The sequence below is a fragment of the Nocardiopsis ganjiahuensis DSM 45031 genome (assembly GCF_000341085.1).
In the GTDB taxonomy this organism is placed as follows: Bacteria; Actinomycetota; Actinomycetes; order Streptosporangiales; family Streptosporangiaceae; genus Nocardiopsis; species Nocardiopsis ganjiahuensis.
Genome location: NZ_ANBA01000018.1, coordinates 1 through 14816, shown reverse-complemented (window position 1 = coordinate 14816; position 14816 = coordinate 1). Strand labels below are relative to the sequence as shown.

15 protein-coding genes are annotated in these 14816 nt (G+C 70.9%); 8 read left to right on the top strand and 7 right to left on the bottom strand.

Translation table 11 applies throughout. The features are described 5' to 3' along the window. Positions 1-65: 65 nt before the first annotated feature. Positions 66-629, top strand: a complete 564-nt coding sequence (locus D458_RS0124790; RefSeq protein ID WP_017589419.1) for a DUF6542 domain-containing protein — start codon at positions 66-68, stop codon at positions 627-629. A gap of 54 nt (positions 630-683) precedes the next feature. Here D458_RS0124790 and D458_RS0124785 read toward each other — a convergent pair whose 3' ends face one another. The 3 genes from D458_RS0124785 to D458_RS0124775 all read right to left on the bottom strand — a co-directional run bounded on the left by D458_RS0124785 (position 684) and on the right by D458_RS0124775 (position 3170). Further along, entirely contained in the window at positions 684-926 is a 243-nt protein-coding gene (locus tag D458_RS0124785) for an exodeoxyribonuclease VII small subunit (protein ID WP_017589418.1), read from the bottom strand. A 2-nt stretch (positions 927-928) separates the two neighbouring features. Then, positions 929-2380 carry an exodeoxyribonuclease VII large subunit gene (gene xseA / locus D458_RS0124780; RefSeq protein ID WP_017589417.1) on the bottom strand — a complete coding sequence of 484 codons (1452 nt, stop codon included), beginning with the start codon at positions 2378-2380 and terminating at the stop codon, positions 929-931. Between the two features lie 118 nt (positions 2381-2498). Next, complete coding sequence (locus D458_RS0124775) at positions 2499-3170, bottom strand: hypothetical protein (RefSeq protein ID WP_017589416.1); 672 nt, start codon at positions 3168-3170, stop codon at positions 2499-2501. A gap of 298 nt (positions 3171-3468) precedes the next feature. Between D458_RS0124775 and D458_RS0124770 the strand changes: the two genes are divergently transcribed. Beyond that, positions 3469-4440 (top strand): 4-hydroxy-3-methylbut-2-enyl diphosphate reductase, encoded by a 972-nt coding sequence (locus tag D458_RS0124770; RefSeq protein WP_193374650.1) that lies wholly within the window; start codon positions 3469-3471, stop codon positions 4438-4440. Between the two features lie 87 nt (positions 4441-4527). Here the strand turns inward: D458_RS0124770 and D458_RS0124765 are convergent, their stop codons facing one another. Together D458_RS0124765 and D458_RS0124760 are read right to left on the bottom strand one after the other, a co-directional pair. Continuing rightward, positions 4528-5094, bottom strand: coding sequence for a DUF4245 domain-containing protein (locus D458_RS0124765; protein WP_017589414.1), 567 nt, complete (start codon positions 5092-5094; stop codon positions 4528-4530). Between the two features lie 180 nt (positions 5095-5274). Continuing rightward, the gene (locus D458_RS0124760) at positions 5275-5886 is read right to left on the bottom strand and encodes a TetR/AcrR family transcriptional regulator (protein WP_017589413.1); all 612 of its coding nucleotides are present in this window, start codon (positions 5884-5886) and stop codon (positions 5275-5277) included. 203 nt (positions 5887-6089) lie between these two features. Between D458_RS0124760 and glpX the strand changes: the two genes are divergently transcribed. Further along, positions 6090-7115 carry a class II fructose-bisphosphatase gene (gene glpX / locus D458_RS0124755; RefSeq protein ID WP_017589412.1) on the top strand — a complete coding sequence of 342 codons (1026 nt, stop codon included), beginning with the start codon at positions 6090-6092 and terminating at the stop codon, positions 7113-7115. A 208-nt stretch (positions 7116-7323) separates the two neighbouring features. Beyond that, positions 7324-9093, top strand: a complete 1770-nt coding sequence (locus D458_RS0124750) for a hypothetical protein (protein ID WP_040702769.1) — start codon at positions 7324-7326, stop codon at positions 9091-9093. A gap of 165 nt (positions 9094-9258) precedes the next feature. Here D458_RS0124750 and D458_RS0124745 read toward each other — a convergent pair whose 3' ends face one another. Both D458_RS0124745 and D458_RS0124740 read right to left on the bottom strand, forming a co-directional pair. Further along, positions 9259-10080 carry an ABC transporter permease gene (locus tag D458_RS0124745; protein WP_017589410.1) on the bottom strand — a complete coding sequence of 274 codons (822 nt, stop codon included), beginning with the start codon at positions 10078-10080 and terminating at the stop codon, positions 9259-9261. After that, positions 10077-11003, bottom strand: a complete 927-nt coding sequence (locus D458_RS0124740; RefSeq protein ID WP_017589409.1) for an ABC transporter ATP-binding protein — start codon at positions 11001-11003, stop codon at positions 10077-10079. Before D458_RS0124740 ends, D458_RS0124745 begins: the two co-directional genes overlap by 4 nt. 452 nt (positions 11004-11455) lie before the next feature. Here D458_RS0124740 and D458_RS0124735 point away from each other — a divergent pair, with 452 nt between their 5' ends. The 4 genes from D458_RS0124735 (at position 11456) to D458_RS0124720 (ending at position 14617) form a co-directional block, all read left to right on the top strand. Continuing rightward, positions 11456-11884: an RNHCP domain-containing protein gene (locus D458_RS0124735; RefSeq protein WP_017589408.1), complete on the top strand. Its 429-nt coding sequence runs from the start codon at positions 11456-11458 to the stop codon at positions 11882-11884. Then, positions 11881-12348 carry an RNHCP domain-containing protein gene (locus D458_RS0124730; protein ID WP_017589407.1) on the top strand — a complete coding sequence of 156 codons (468 nt, stop codon included), beginning with the start codon at positions 11881-11883 and terminating at the stop codon, positions 12346-12348. The genes D458_RS0124735 and D458_RS0124730 overlap by 4 nt, the downstream gene beginning before the upstream one ends. Before the next feature lie 130 nt (positions 12349-12478). Beyond that, positions 12479-13048, top strand: a complete 570-nt coding sequence (locus D458_RS0124725; RefSeq protein ID WP_017589406.1) for a DUF1707 SHOCT-like domain-containing protein — start codon at positions 12479-12481, stop codon at positions 13046-13048. Between the two features lie 180 nt (positions 13049-13228). After that, positions 13229-14617, top strand: coding sequence for a class II fumarate hydratase (locus D458_RS0124720; RefSeq protein ID WP_017589405.1), 1389 nt, complete (start codon positions 13229-13231; stop codon positions 14615-14617). Positions 14618-14816 lie beyond the last annotated feature (199 nt).

Below are 14816 nucleotides of genomic sequence, written 5' to 3'. Positions count from 1 at the left end.
CCCGATACTTCACGAGAAGTGACACACTAAACACTGTGAGTAACAAACTTGGGAGGCGCACGACCATGCCCCCGCGCAAGTCGGACAGTCCGGAGCCCGGACAAGCCCCGTACTTCGTGCGGTCCAGCGGTCGCGGCCGGGAGGAACCGAGCGCGGACAGGACGACGCGCAGTCACCCGAACGCGGCCCGGACCGCCGAACCGAAACCGGCCCGGCCGGCCGAAGGGAGCCCGCCGCGTCTGACCGGACGGGGCGGGGTCCTGCTGATCGTGGTGTTCAGCTTCGCCGGCACCATGATCGCCCACCTGGCGTCCACACCCGCCGTCCCAGGGGTCGCCTTCACCCTCGCGTGCCTGGCTACCGCGGCCCTGGTCCGCCCCAACGACCTGTTGTCGCTGTCGGTGAGCCCGCCGATCGCCTACTTCGTCGCCGTGGTCGCCGCCGAGAGCCTGCTGGCCCTGGGCAACGAGGGGTTCGCCCGGGTCCTCATCCTCGGCCTGGCCTCCCGCCTGGCCGAGGTCGCCCCGTGGCTGTTCCTGGGCACGGCGCTGGTCCTGGTCGTCGCGGTCTTCCGCGGCCTGCCCGGCAACCTGCGCACCCTCGGCGACGAACTCAACGGCCGCAAGTAGGCCCCGGCAGCGGAGCACCGGGGCCCGCCGACCGGCACAGCGGTGCGGGTCCGGTCAGAAGGGCGTGTCGGGGTCCTGGGGTTCGTCCGCACGGCGTTCGTCCATGGCGGCGGCCAGCTTGGCGCGGGCGCCCTCGAGCCAGCGTTCACAGATACGGGCCAGCTCCTCCCCCCGCTCCCACAGCGCCAGGGACTCCTGGAGGGTGAGGCCGCCCGACTCCAGTCTGCGGACGACGCTGTTCAGCTCCTCCCGGCTCTCCTCGTAGCTCAGTTCCGGGGCCTCGCTCTTGTCGGCCATGCCTACTCCCCCTCTGTGGTGTCCGTGGTGCCGTTGTCGGCGGCGGTCTCCGGCTTGTTCTTCGCGGCCCGGGACCCGCCCGAAGCGGGCTTCTTCCTCGAGGCGCCTGTCCTGGCTCCTGCGGCCTTGGTGCCCCCGGACTTCGCCCCGCCGGCCTTGGCGCTCCGGGACTTGGCGGGCGCGGGCTCCGCGGTTTCGGGTGCCACGGCCTCCGGCTGCACGGGCCCCGGCTCGGGCCCGGCGGTGCCGTCCAGGGAGTCGACCGTGGCCCTGAGGCCGTCCTCGGCGAAGCGCAGGCGCAGGGTCTCCCCCACCTCGGGTTCGGTGGCCGAGCGGACCACGGAGCCGTCCTCGCGCTGCACGATCGCGTAGCCGCGCGCCAGCGTGGTCGCCGGGGACAGGGCGTGCAGCCGGGCCTCGGTGTGGCCGAGCCCGTCCGCGGCGCGGTCCAGGGAGATCGTCAGGCTCCGGCGCGCGCGGTCGCGCATTTCCAGGACCTGCTCGGTGAGCCGCTCCGTCTCCCGGACCGGGTCGGCCAGGACCGGGCGGGAGCGCACGCTCGCCAGCCAGGTGAGTTCGCGGTCGACACCGCCCTTGATGACCCGGCGGCCGCGGTCCCGGAGCTGTCGGATGATCTCCAGTTGCTCGCCCACGTCGGGGACGGTCCGCTTGGCGGCGTCGGTGGGGGTGGAGGCGCGCACGTCCGCCACGTGGTCCAGCAGGGGCGCGTCCTGCTCGTGCCCGATGGCGCTGACCACGGGGGTGGCCGCGGCGGCCACGGCGCGGACCAGGGCCTCGTCGGAGAAGGGCAGCAGGTCCTCCATGGAACCGCCGCCCCGGGCGATGACGATGACGTCGACCTCGGGGCGCGAGTCCAGGTCGCGCAGCGCCTCGATCACGTCGCGGGTGGCGCGGTCGCCCTGGACCGCCACCTGGCGGACCTCGAAGCGCACGGCGGGCCAGCGGCGGCGGCTGTTCTCCATCACGTCGCGCTCGGCCGCGGAGTCGCGGCCGCAGATCAGGCCGACGGTGTTGGGCAGGAAGGGCAGCGCGCGCTTGCGGGCGGGGTCGAACACGCCCTCGGCGGTCAGGGTGCGGCGCAACTGCTCCAGCCGGGCCAGCAGTTCACCGATGCCGACGTGCCGGATCTCCTTGGCACGCAGCGAGAAGGTGCCCTTGAGCTGGTAGAAGTCGGGTTTGGCGTGCATGACCACGCGGTCGCCCGGGCCCGGCGCCGGCTCCTGCCTGCGCAGGACGGAGGTCTCGCAGAGCACGCGGATCGAGGCGTTGGCGACCGGGTCGCGCAGGGTCATGTAAGTCATGCGGCCGCGCGAGTTCAGCTCGGCGATCTGCCCTTCGACCCAGATGGCGCCCAGTCGGTCGATCCAGCCGCCGACCGCCTGGAGTACGGTCCTGACCGGTTGCGGTGACTCCGCGGAACTCTCCATGCCCATGGCTCCAGAGCCTAGGCCAGGGTGACGACAGTTCCGTGAAGGAGGGGCCGCGCGGCCCCGGAGCCGGGGAGCCCGTGAAGGGGTCCTGGCTCCGGGGCGGACGCGTCGGCGTGCGGGGTCAGACCTCGGCCTCGAGCTTGGCGATGCGGTTGTCGTACATCTTGATGAACTCGGGGCGGCTCCGGTGCGCGACCTCGTAGGCGCGCAGGTCGCGGACCTGCTCGATGGTGAGCTTGCGCAGGCGCGCCCGGACGGACGGCAGGGTGAGCTCGTCGTAGGTGGGCACGGCCAGGTCCTCGGCGGCCGGGGCGGCCCCCTTGCGGACCTTCTCCAGCACGTCGTCGCTGGCGATCGTGGTGTGGGCCTCGGCGGCCTCGATCTCCTCGGCCAGCGCGGAGCCGTCCTCGGGGACGTCGGCGGTGGCCGGGGTGGAGGGCTCGCCCCTGGGCTCCTCGACCAGCTTGGCGGCCTCGGCGGCCTCCGTGTCGGGGGCTTCGGTCTTCTCCTCGGTCCTCTCCTCGGTCTCCGCCTCCTCGGAAGCGGGCTTCTCCTGGGCGGACTCCTCGTCCGCCTTCTCCACGGGGGTCTCTTCGGACTTCTCGGCGGGAGCCTCGGTGGTGGCCTCGGCCGGGGTCTCAGCCGGGGTCTCGGCCTTCTCCACCGTCTCCGCGCTCTCCGTCGCGGGGGTCTCGTCCTTCTTGTCCTGCACGGTCGTGACGACCTGGTCCTTGCGCCCGAAGATTCCCTTGAACAGGGAGGTCAGCTTCGTGACGATGGTCGGGTTCGACATAGGACGGGGGCTCCTGATGCTCTCGGCGGTTGGGCCGGCGGCGCGCGTCCAGCAAACCAGGCAAGGCCGAGTTGAGGGCGAACCGCCTCATAACAGATGCGATGGTGAACCAGGATAGAGGAGGGAGTAACAGCATGAGCAGGCGGGAAGTGAACGATTTCGCCACTTCGCGGCCCGACCGAGTACGTTCTGTTGCACCGACGTCACCTGCTCGTGGCCTCGTCGACAGGTATGCCCAGATCGGTGCCCTATCCCACACCTGGACCCACAGCCCCAGATCACGCCTAGGATGTGTCCCATGACTGCGATGACGACTGCCACGAACCAGCGCCGTGTGCTACTCGCCAACCCCCGGGGTTATTGCGCCGGTGTCGACCGAGCGGTCATCACCGTCGAGAAGGCCCTGGAGCAGTACGGCGCCCCGATCTACGTGCGCAAGCAGATCGTGCACAACACGCACGTCGTGCGCACCCTCGAGGAGCGCGGTGCGATCTTCGTGGAGGAGACCGAGGAGGTGCCCGAGGGCGCCATCGTCATCTTCTCCGCGCACGGTGTCTCGCCGGCCGTCCACGAGCAGGCCGCACAGCGTCAGCTCAAGACCATCGACGCGACCTGCCCCCTGGTCACCAAGGTGCACAAGGAAGCCCAGCGCTTCGCCAAGGAGGACCGCGACATCGTCCTCATCGGCCACATCGGCCACGAGGAGGTCGAGGGCACCAGCGGCCACGCCCCCGAGCACATCCAGATCGTGGAGAGCCCGGACGAGGTCGACAAGGTGAAGGTCCGGGACCCGAACAACGTCTCCTGGCTGTCCCAGACCACCCTCTCGGTGGACGAGACCAACCAGACGGTGGACGCGCTCCAGAAGAAGTTCCCGAACCTGCTCGCCCCGCCCAGCAACGACATCTGCTACGCCACGTCCAACCGCCAGGACGCCGTCAAGGCGATGGCGCCCGAGTGCGAGCTCGTGATCGTGGTCGGCTCCGACAACTCCTCGAACTCCGTGCGCCTGGTCGAGGTCGCCCTGGACGCCGGGGCGGACGCCTCGTACCTGATCGACAACGCCACCCTCATGGACGAGGCCTGGCTCGAGGGCGTCACCACCGTGGGTGTGACCAGCGGCGCCTCCGTGCCCGACATCCTGGTCCGGGAACTGCTCGACAAGCTGGCCGGGTACGGCTTCGGCTCCGTCAGCCCCGTGACGACCGCCGACGAGACCCTCACCTTCTCGCTGCCCAAGGAGCTCCGCCGCGACCTGCGGGCCGAGTAGTGACCGCTGAGCAGGCGGACACCGGACACACAGAGGGGCCTCGGAGAACCATGGTTCTCCGAGGCCCCTCGTACGTGATCGGACGCCTCAGGCGTCGGAGTCCTCCGACTCCTCCTCGTCGGCACCCTCCGGGACCGGGAAGGTCTCCAGGTGCTCGGCCAGCACGGCGAACTCGTCGACGGTGGTGCTGCCCGCGATGACCACGGTCCGGTCCTCCTCGCGCAGCACGAGGGCGCCCCAGTCCGCGGAGTCCAGGTGCTCCCACTCCTGGTCGCCGACCATGACGCTGCCCACCGGTTCGGCGTCCTTGGCGCTGTTGCCCACCACGGTGTCGGGGTCGGCGTCGCTCTGGACCAGTCTGGCGTGACTGTCCTCCGGAGTGGCGAACCCGATCGTCCACTCCACCGGACCGGTCACGTCCATGGTGGAGCTGGTGGGCGTCCAGCCCTCCGGAAGGTCCTCGGAGGGGGCCGTCACCGGGTAGTCGGCGGCGTCCCTGAGCACCTCGATGTCCGGGCGGTAATCCACTGTGGGGATGTGTTCGCCCGAACGCGAGGAGACCACGAACGCCATCACCAGGAGGATCGCGACCAGGATCCCGAGGGAGATGGCGTAGTTCTGGAAGGTGGCGTTGGACCGGCTGTGTGAACTCATGACATTGACCAGCTTGCCCCAGGTCCCGGGCCACTTCGACCGGGGGTGCGCTTAGGGCGTGTGAGCGGGGACTCCCCGGGTCCGGGAACTCCTTCGGCGAACCCCGGCGCACGGCGACGAACCCTCCGGCGGGCCCGCGGGGACGTTCTCGCGGAGCGCGGTGGGAGGGCTCCCCCGCGCTCAGTTCCGGAGGCGGTTGCGGGGTTCGAGTTCGGTGAGCAGGCCGGTGAGCTCGTCGGCCAGCCGGTGGGCGTCGGCGTCGTCGCGGCGGACGACCTCGGCGACGGCGAGGAGCATGGAGCCGCTCACCACGATCAGCAGGGCCTCGTCCACGGGCTCGTCCGCCTTGCGGAACAGGGCCACGTTGCGGTCGGTCCACTGGGTGAGGCGGGACCGCAGCTGGTAGTCGAACCCGGGCGGTCCGTCCCCGCTGAAGAACAGGCGCGCGGTGTCCCGCTCCTCGATGCTGCCGAGGAGGTAGGCGTGCGCCGCGATGTTCATCAGCCGTGTGGGATCGCTCTCACCTCGGGAGCGCGCGTCGCGGACCGCCTGGTGGGTGCGTTCCTGCTGGCGCTGCTGGAACTCCTCGTACAGGGCGACGTACAGATCCGCCTTGCCGGTGAAGTGGTGGTAGAGGCTGCCGACGCTGGCCCCGGCGACCGAGACGACCTCGCTCACACCGGCCTTCGCGAAACCCACGGTGCGGAACACCTGGGCTGCCGCCTTCAGCAGGGCACTGCGGGTGGCCGCGCCCCGCGGCGAGACCCGCGCGGGCTTGTCCGTCTTGTCCACTGTCACGCCCTCACTCCTGTCCGGGTCCCCGCAAGCGTAGACCGTAGCGCCCGCGCGGTACCCACCGGCCGCCGTCGGCCCCGGGCGACACGCTGACACGCGACGCCGTCCCCGACCCCGGACCGAAACGACCCGGGGTCACCTCGGGTGACTACCCTAAGACGTGAACCCCACCCTGTTTCCCGACGGAAGGTGTCACGTCCATGTCGCAGTCCAGTAGCCCGTCCGCGCAGCCCTCGGCGCCCGACCGTAACCTCGCGCTGGAGCTGGTCCGCGTCACCGAGACCGCCGCGCTCGCCGCGGCCCGTTGGGTCGGCAAGGGCGACAAGCTCGGTGCCGACGGCGCAGCAGTGCGCGGGATGCGCCACATGATCAGCACCGTGTCGATGAACGGCACCGTGGTGATCGGCGAGGGCGAGAAGGACAACGCCCCCATGCTCTACAACGGCGAGCGCGTGGGTGACGGCGGCGGAACCGACTGGGACGTCGCCGTCGACCCGATCGACGGCACCACCCTGACCGCCATGGGCATGCCCAACGCCATCGCCGTGATCGCGATGAGCCCGCGCAACACCATGTTCGACCCGTCCGCGGTGTTCTACATGGAGAAGCTGGCCACCGGCCCCGAGGCCGCCGACGTGGTGGACATCGCCGCCTCCCCCGCCGAGAACATCCGGGCCGTGGCCCGCGCCAAGGGCAAGTCGCCGCAGGACGTCACGGTCGTGATCCTGGACCGCCCGCGCCACAAGCAGCTGGTGCAGGACGTGCGCGACGCGGGCGCCCGGATCAAGTTCATCAGCGACGGTGACGTCGCGGGCGCGATCATGGCCGCCCGCCCCGGCACCGGCGTCGACCTCATGCTGGGCATCGGCGGCACGCCGGAGGGCATCATCACCGCGTGCGCCATGAAGTGCCTGGGCGGGGTCATCCAGGGCCGCCTGTGGCCCAAGGACGACGAGGAGCGCCAGAAGGCGATCGACGCGGGCCACGACCTGGACCGGGTGCTCAGCACCGACGACCTCGTCTCCTCCGACGACGTGTTCTTCGCCGCGACCGGCATCACCGACGGTGAGCTGGTCGGCGGTGTCCGGTACGAGTCCACCGGCGTGACCACCGACTCGCTGGTCATGCGCGGCCGCAGCGGCACCGTCCGCCAGGTCCGGAGCGAGCACCGTCTGAGCAAGCTGTCGGCCTACAGCGGCGTGGACCTCACCTCCGCCCCGGAGTAGTCCCCGCCCCGGAGCGGTCCCCGTTCCGAAGCAGTCACCGCTCCGGCCCCGAACGCCCCGGCGCCCCGGTGCTCCGCCTTCCCGGCGGGGTGCCGGGGCGCCGCCGACGTGCGGGGCCCGTGCGCGCACGCGAACCACTCAGAGCGCCCCGGCATCAGAGTCGTCACCAGGGCGTGCCTGTCCCGTGAACACCCTCGTCGGAGGTCCGATGTCCTACCCAGATCCCCCGCAGCAGCCCCGGTGGCAGCAGCCGCAACAACCCGGTCAGGGGTTCCCGCAGCAGCCGGGCCCCGGCCAGCCGCACTTCGCCCCGCCCCAGCAGCCCGGCCCTCAGCAGCCCGGAGGGCAGTACCCCGGGGGCCAGTACCCCGGGGGCCAGTACACCGGCCCCCAGCAGCCCGGGCAGCAGTACCCGGGCGCGGGCGGACAGCCCCCGCAGGGCCCCGGCGCCCCCATGGGCCCCGGCGGGCCCGGAGACCCCGGTCAGCCGCCCTACGGAGGCCAGTACTCCGGCGGGCAGGTCCCGCCGTCCGGTGGCGGCCGCAAGTGGCTGATCCCCGCGGCCGCCGGTGTGGCCCTGGTGCTCATGGGCGGCACCCTGTGGGCGGCCGTCTCACTCGTCGACTTCAGCGGCCCGCAGCCCGAGTCGGTCCTGCCCGGCAACTCCGTGGCCTTCGGCAAGGTCGACCTGGACGTCGACGGCTCCCAGGTCCTCGACCTGATGCAGTTCGTCGAGAAGCTCCCGGACGAGATCACCGAGGAGACCGGAGAGCTCGACGAGGACACCTCGGGGCCCTTCGCCGAGGTGTTCGCGGAGACCTACGAACTCGACCAGTCCGAGGTCGAGGCGTGGATCGGGCAGAAGGCCGGCATCGCCTCCTGGCCCGCCACGGACCCCGAGGCCGAGTTCGACGAGGGCATGGCCCTCGCGGTGGCGCTGGCCGTCGAGGACCCCGCCGCGGCCGAGGCCCAGTTCGAGACGCTCCGCGACACCGACGACGTGTACTTCGAGATGGTCGACGACTTCGTGGTCTTCACCGAGAGTGAGGCCGAGATCAACGAGTACAACGACCAGATGTCGGCCCACGGCGACCTGGCGAGCAACGACGTCTACAGCGGCGACCTCGGTAACGTGCCCAGCGGCAGCATCGCCCTGGCCTGGGCGGACCTGGGCGAGCTCAGCCGGATGTCCGGCTTCGAGGAGGAGCTCGGCTCCGAGTTCGGCGCCACCGGAGCCGACTCCGTCGAGGGACGGATGACCGCCTCGGTCCGGGTGGACGGCGACTACCTGGAGGCCCGGACGGACGTGTTCGGCTTCGAGGTGGAGAACGAGGACCTGACCTGGCTCGCCGACGCGCCCGGCGCGAGCCTGGAGGCCGTCGGCGGCCTGCCCGCGGACACCGTGATGGCCTTCGGCGGCAGCGGTCTGGACGAGGCCCTGCGCACCGCGTGGGAGGAGGACAACATCCCGATGCTCAACGACAGCGACCGCAGCGAGATGGAGTCGTTCTTCAACTCCGTCGGCGCTCCGCTGCCGGACGGGTTCACCTCGCTCCTGGGCACCTCCACGGCCTTCGGTCTGACCTCCTTCGACCCGGACGACTACAACTGGGAGCCGTCCTTCGAGTACCGGGCGGTCGACGGTGACGAGAGCGCGATCAACGGGTTCCTGGACGAGTCCTTCAACGACCCCTACTCGTCCGGGCCCGCGCCCTCCGTCAGCTCGGACGGCGACACGGTGGTGGTCAGCCACGGCCAGGGCGGATCGGGCCGGCTGGGTGAGGACGAGGTCTTCCAGCAGACCATGCAGGAGATGGACGACGCGGTGCTGGCCGGGTACTTCGACCTGCGCCAGGCGCTGAGCCGGAACGACGTGGACTCCCCGGAGCAGTGGGGCGCGGTCGGCCTGGGCCTGAGCGTCGCCGAGGGCGGCCAGCGGGTCGTCGTCGAGCTGCGCTGGGCGCCCAGCGGGGGCTGACCCCGAGGGGGTACCGGTCCCGCGGAAGCGCTGGTCCCGTCGGCGTACGGCCGACAGGGAACCGACGACACGGCGGCGCGGGAGGGGGCTCGTCCCCTCCCGCGCCGCCGTCGTCTTCCGTGACCGTGCCCGCCCCTGTGGCCGACAGGGCAGCCAGGAGGAGGGCTAGTTGACCACGCGGCGCCGCATCTGGAAGGAGGCCAGGTTCCACATCAGCACGACGAAGGCCAACAGGACGCCGACGTGGGTCAGCGCCGTACCCGCGTCCAGCCCGCCGAAGACGGAGCCGCGGATCAGTTCGACCGCGTGGTAGAGCGGGTTGACCATGGCGGCGGTCTGCACCCAGCCGGGCAGCTCGGTGAGCGGGAAGAACGTGCCCGCCATGAGGAACAGCGGGGTGAACAGGCCGCTGAACACGTAGTCCATGGAGCGCACCGAGGTGATCAGCGCGGAGATCCAGATGCCGAAGAGCGCGAAGGCGAACCCGGCGAGGAAGGCGATGAGCGGCACCAGCAGCATCCCGGGGCCGGGCTGGAGCCCGAACCCGACCGCCACCAGCAGCGGCACGCAGCCGTAGACCCCGGCCCTCAGGCCCAGCCACAGCGCCTCACCGGTGACGAGTTCGCGCACGTCGACGGGGGCGGCGAGGATGCCCTCGTAGGTGTGCAGGAAGCGGCGCTTGATGAAGGTGTTGATGACGGCGGGCATCATCGACTGGAACATGACCGACACCGCGACGATGCCGGTGCCGAGGAAGTCGATGTAGCTGAACCCGGCGAGGGTGCCGATGAGGGCGCCCATGCCGAAGCCGAAGCAGAGCAGGTAGAGGGTGGGCTCGACGACGGCGGCGAAGGTCGTGGCCCGCCAGGACTGTCCGTAGAGGATCCACTCGCGGGCGACCACCCCCATGACCGCGTCGGCCTCGAAGCGTCCGGGCCGGGCGTGCCGTTCCGGCCGGGCGTCCTCATGGCGTTGCGACAGGCTCATTCCACGGTCTCCCCGGTCAGGGTCACGAATACGTCCTCGAGGTTGCTGGCCCGGCGGTCGGGCTCTCCCAAGCCGTCCCGGAGCGATTCCGGGAGTTCCTCGGCGCGCAGGACGGACAGGGTGTTGCCGGTCCGGCGGGTGGTGAAGCCGTTCCCGTTGACCAGGCGCTCCAGTTCGGCCATCCCCTCTCCGCCGGGGACGTACTCCTCGACCGTGGCCCCCGCGTACTTGGCGACGAGGTCGGCGGGGGCTCCCCGCTCGACGACCCTGCCCTTGGCCATCAGGGCGACCTCGTCGGAGAGGCGCTCGGCCTCCTCGATGTAGTGGGTGGACATCAGGACGGTGGCGCCCTCGTCGCGCAGGGCGGTGATGACGCCCCACAGTTCCTGGCGCACCTGCGGGTCCAGGCCGACCGTCGGCTCGTCCATGAGGACCAGTTCGGGCCGGTGCAGGAGCGCGCGGACGATGAGCAGGCGGCGGCGCATGCCTCCGGAGAGGTCGTCGACGGGGGTGTCCCCCCGGTCGCTGAGCTGGGCCAGGCGCAGGGTCCGGGCGATGGCCTCCTTGCGGCGGGCGCGGGGCACCCGGTACAGGAAGGAGAACATCCGGAGGTTCTGCTCGACCGTGAGTTCCTCGTCGAGGTTGTCGTGCTGGGGGACGACACCCATGCGGGCCCGGGCCCACTTGGACTCGGCGGGGATCTCGTGGCCGAGGATGCTGATGGTGCCCTCGTCCGCGACGGACTGGGCGGTGAGCATCTTCATGGTGGTGGACTTGCCCGCTCCGTTGGGTCCGAGCAGGCCGAGCACGACCCCCTGCGGTACCTCCAGGTCGAGTCCGTCGACCGCGGTGAGCGAACCGAAGCGCTTGACGACACCGCGCAGGTGAAGCGCCGGCACATCTGAGGCGTCCCGGGAGGTCATGGCAGCGCTCCCGGCGACGGCGCTCCCAGCAACGGCCCGTGGGGGCTCTGGTGTGGTCATGGGAACACGGTAGGCATCGGAGAGGACGTTCCGCCAACACTTTTCCACGCGCCTCCCCGCGCCACGGGGCCGTGTCCGGGTCCGCCTCCTGCTTCCCGGCGCGGTCCGGGCACGTGTCCCCCACCAGAAGGCGAAAGAAAACACGTTGCGATCACGTCCGGCCGGTGTCTAACGTTGGGGTGCCGTAGACGGAGACGAACCGCTGGGGACGACTCGCCCCACAGCTAGGACAGGTGTTGATGCCCCCGAACGCGCCGAGCGCGCCTCACAGCCGCGCGGGCCTGCGCATGCCCCGACACGCTTCGGAAGGCTGACCGGACCCGCCCCCGTCGAGACCCGCTCGGCGCTCTTGCTGTTGATCCCTTTTCGCTCTCCAGCAAGGAGTTCCCGGGTTGTCCACCACCGACCCCACCACCGCCCGCACCCAGCAGCACAGCACCCGGCACCGCCGCACCCGGAACACCGGCGACCCGAGCGGCCGCGCCGGGCGTGCGACCTTCGGCTGCGTACTCTGCGGTCTCTCCGTGTCCGTCCTCGGACCCGATGGCGAACCACGCGACCACTGCCCGAGCTGCCTGAGCTCACTCCACGTCCACGACCAGGTCGAGGACGGCGTCAGCGACTGCGACGGACGCATGACACCCATCTCCGTCGTCGTCCCGCGCGACGGCACGTGGCGGCTCGTCCACCGCTGTGTCCGCTGTGACGAACTGTCCGAGAACAGCGTGGCCACCGACGACAACCCGCTCGTCCTGATGCGGATCGCGGTACGCCCGCTCGCCGAACCGCCCTTCCCGCTCGAGATGCTCGGGGAGGTGTGAGCGTGGGCCGACGCAACAGCGACCGGCGCGGCAGTGACCGGAACGGTCGGCGTGACCGGCGCAGACAGCAGCGCCCCAAGACTGTCCTGCGGGCCCGGGGCGAACAGGGCCGCCGGTCCGGACCGGCGGCGGAGTCCTTCCGCTGCGCCCACTGCCGGCTCGACGTACCGCTGCGGGCGCTGGGCACCGCGCACCGCAACCACTGCCCGCACTGCCTCACCAGCCTGCACGTGGACGGCCGGGTCCCGGGCGACCGGGCCGCCGACTGCCGCGGCCGGATGGAGGCGGCCGGTGTCAGCACCCGCCCCGACGGCGAGTGGCTGATCGTCCACCGCTGCCTCTCGTGCGGCGAACTCAGCGCCAACCGGGTCGCGGGCGACGACAACGCCCGCGCCCTGGTGCGGATCGCGGTGCGGCCGCTTTCGGCCGCCGCCACGGCCCGCCGCGCGCTGATGCTCCTCTGACCAGGAGACGTACCGTGTTCGGCCGCGGGTCCGGGTCCGCCCGGCCCCGCGGCCGAACACACCACGACCGCTCCGTCACCGCGCCTCCTCTAGTGTTGGAGCCGTGAGTGAGGACGTCTCCCCCGCCCGAATGAGGGCCTCCAACAGCGACCGCGAACGCGTCAGCGAAGTACTCCGTACCGCCGTGACCGACGGCAGGATCGACATGGAGGAGTTCGAGGAACGCCTCGACCGGGCGCAGGAGGCCAGAACCCTCGGCGAACTGCCGGCGATCACCGCCGACCTCGTGCCCGCCGAGGAACAGCCCATCCAACTCGACCCCGAACCCATGGTCAGCTGGTTCACGACCCTCACCCGCAAGGGGCGCTGGGTCGCGCTCCCCGACGAACAGGCCGGGGCGGTCGTCGGGCGCACCGAGATCGACATGCGCGAGGCCCTGCTCACCCGCAACCACCACCGGATGACGGTCAGCACGTTCCTCGGCCGGGTCGTGATCGACGTCCCCGAAGGTGTCGAGGTGCGGATGAAGGGCTGGTCCTTCCTCGGGCGGCGCAGCACCAACGCCCGCCGCAGCACCATGTCCAACCCCCCGGTCCTGGAGATCGACGGCTTCAGCCTGTTCGGCACCGTGCGCGTACGCGCGCCCAAGCGCCGCTTCCTCCTCGGGCGCCGCCGCGACCGCCGCCAGCTCAACCGCTAGGCCCGGCCCGGTCCGGTCCGATGGGAGGAGCTGACCGGACATTCTCTCCGCCGGCGCTGGTGAGCTGGGGCGATGTCAACATGACACGTGCAACACCGTGAACCCCGGGTGAGGTGCGATGTGCTCTGCCGCGTCTGGCAGGCTTTAGGTCACAGGTTTTCCCAGGAGAGATGGGTTGTCATGAGTGAGTTCCGTATCGAGCACGACTCGATGGGTGAGGTCAAGGTCCCGGCCACGGCCAAGTGGCGGGCCCAGACTCAGCGTGCCGTCGAGAACTTCCCGATCTCGGGCCAGGGGCTGGAGAACGCCCACATCGCCGCGCTCGGCCAGATCAAGGCGGCTGCCGCCAAGGTGAACGCCGAGCTCGGCGTGATCTCCGACGACCTCGGCAAGGCGATCCGTGAGGCCGCCCTCGAGGTCGCCGACGGCAAGTGGAACGACGAGTTCCCGATCGACGTCTTCCAGACCGGTTCGGGCACCTCCAGCAACATGAACACCAACGAGGTCGTGGCCACGGTCGCCAAGGAGCGCACCGGCCTCGACGTCCACCCGAACGACCACGTGAACGCCTCGCAGTCGTCCAACGACGTGTTCCCGTCCTCCATCCACATCGCCGCCACCTCGGCCGTGCAGAACGAGCTGATCCCGGCGCTGCGCCACCTCGAGGACGAGCTCACCCGCAAGTCCGTCGAGTTCGCGGCGGTCGTCAAGAGCGGCCGCACCCACCTGATGGACGCCACCCCGGTCACCCTGGGCCAGGAGTTCGCCGGGTTCGCCGCGCAGGTCCGCTACGGCGTCGAGCGCCTCGAGGCCTCCCTGCCGCGCGTGGCCGAGCTGCCCCTGGGCGGCACCGCCGTCGGCACCGGCATCAACACCCCGGAGGGCTTCTCCGCCCGGGTCATCGCCGAGATCGCCGCCAACACCGGCCTGCCGCTGACCGAGGCCCGCGACCACTTCGAGGCGCAGGGCGCCCGTGACGGTCTGGTCGAGCTCTCCGGCCAGCTGAGGACCATCGCGATCGGCTACGCCAAGATCGCCAACGACATCCGCTGGATGGGCTCCGGCCCGACCACCGGCCTGTCCGAGATCTTCCTCCCGGACCTGCAGCCGGGCTCGTCGATCATGCCGGGCAAGGTCAACCCGGTCCTGTGCGAGGCCGTGCTCCAGGTCTCCTCGCAGGTCGTCGGCAACGACGCCGCGGTGGCCTTCGGCGGCGCCTCCGGCAACTTCGAGCTCAACGTGCAGCTGCCGATGATCGCGCGCAACGTGCTCGAGTCGATCCGCCTGCTGGCCAACGTCTCCACGGTCTTCGCCGACCGCTGCGTGGCCGGGATCAAGGCCAACGAGGAGCAGTGCCGCGTCTACGCGGAGTCCTCCCCCTCGATCGTCACGCCGCTCAACCGGTACATCGGCTACGAGGAGGCCTCCAAGGTCGCCAAGCAGTCGCTGGCCGAGAAGAAGACCATCCGCGAGGTCGTGCTGGAGCGCGGCTACGTGCAGGACGGCAAGCTCACCGAGGAGCAGCTCGACGCCGCCCTCGACGTCCTCAAGATGACCAACTCCCAGTAGTAGGTCCCGGACGTCCCAGGGGCACCTCGCGCACGCGGGGTGCCCCTTGGTGTGCGAACCGCGCAGATCCGGTTCCGCACCACACCCCGGCCGCACCCTCCCCCGCACGGGAAACGCCGGTCACCCCACCTCAACTCCCCTTGCAGAGCCCGCTTCGAGAGGGCGACAGATGTCGAGTAACAGCCAACCGACCATCGCG

Coding starts and splice junctions, on each gene's coding strand:
- D458_RS0124790 (WP_017589419.1), top strand. CDS start 66: ATGCCCCCGCGCAAGTCGGACAGTCCGGAGCCCGGACAAGCCCCGTAC.
- D458_RS0124785 (WP_017589418.1), bottom strand. CDS start 926: ATGGCCGACAAGAGCGAGGCCCCGGAACTGAGCTACGAGGAGAGCCGG.
- xseA (WP_017589417.1), bottom strand. CDS start 2,380: ATGGGCATGGAGAGTTCCGCGGAGTCACCGCAACCGGTCAGGACCGTA.
- D458_RS0124775 (WP_017589416.1), bottom strand. CDS start 3,170: ATGTCGAACCCGACCATCGTCACGAAGCTGACCTCCCTGTTCAAGGGA.
- D458_RS0124770 (WP_193374650.1), top strand. CDS start 3,469: ATGACTGCGATGACGACTGCCACGAACCAGCGCCGTGTGCTACTCGCC.
- D458_RS0124765 (WP_017589414.1), bottom strand. CDS start 5,094: ATGAGTTCACACAGCCGGTCCAACGCCACCTTCCAGAACTACGCCATC.
- glpX (WP_017589412.1), top strand. CDS start 6,090: ATGTCGCAGTCCAGTAGCCCGTCCGCGCAGCCCTCGGCGCCCGACCGT.
- D458_RS0124750 (WP_040702769.1), top strand. CDS start 7,324: ATGTCCTACCCAGATCCCCCGCAGCAGCCCCGGTGGCAGCAGCCGCAA.
- D458_RS0124745 (WP_017589410.1), bottom strand. CDS start 10,080: ATGAGCCTGTCGCAACGCCATGAGGACGCCCGGCCGGAACGGCACGCC.
- D458_RS0124740 (WP_017589409.1), bottom strand. CDS start 11,003: ATGACCTCCCGGGACGCCTCAGATGTGCCGGCGCTTCACCTGCGCGGT.
- D458_RS0124725 (WP_017589406.1), top strand. CDS start 12,479: ATGAGGGCCTCCAACAGCGACCGCGAACGCGTCAGCGAAGTACTCCGT.
- D458_RS0124720 (WP_017589405.1), top strand. CDS start 13,229: ATGAGTGAGTTCCGTATCGAGCACGACTCGATGGGTGAGGTCAAGGTC.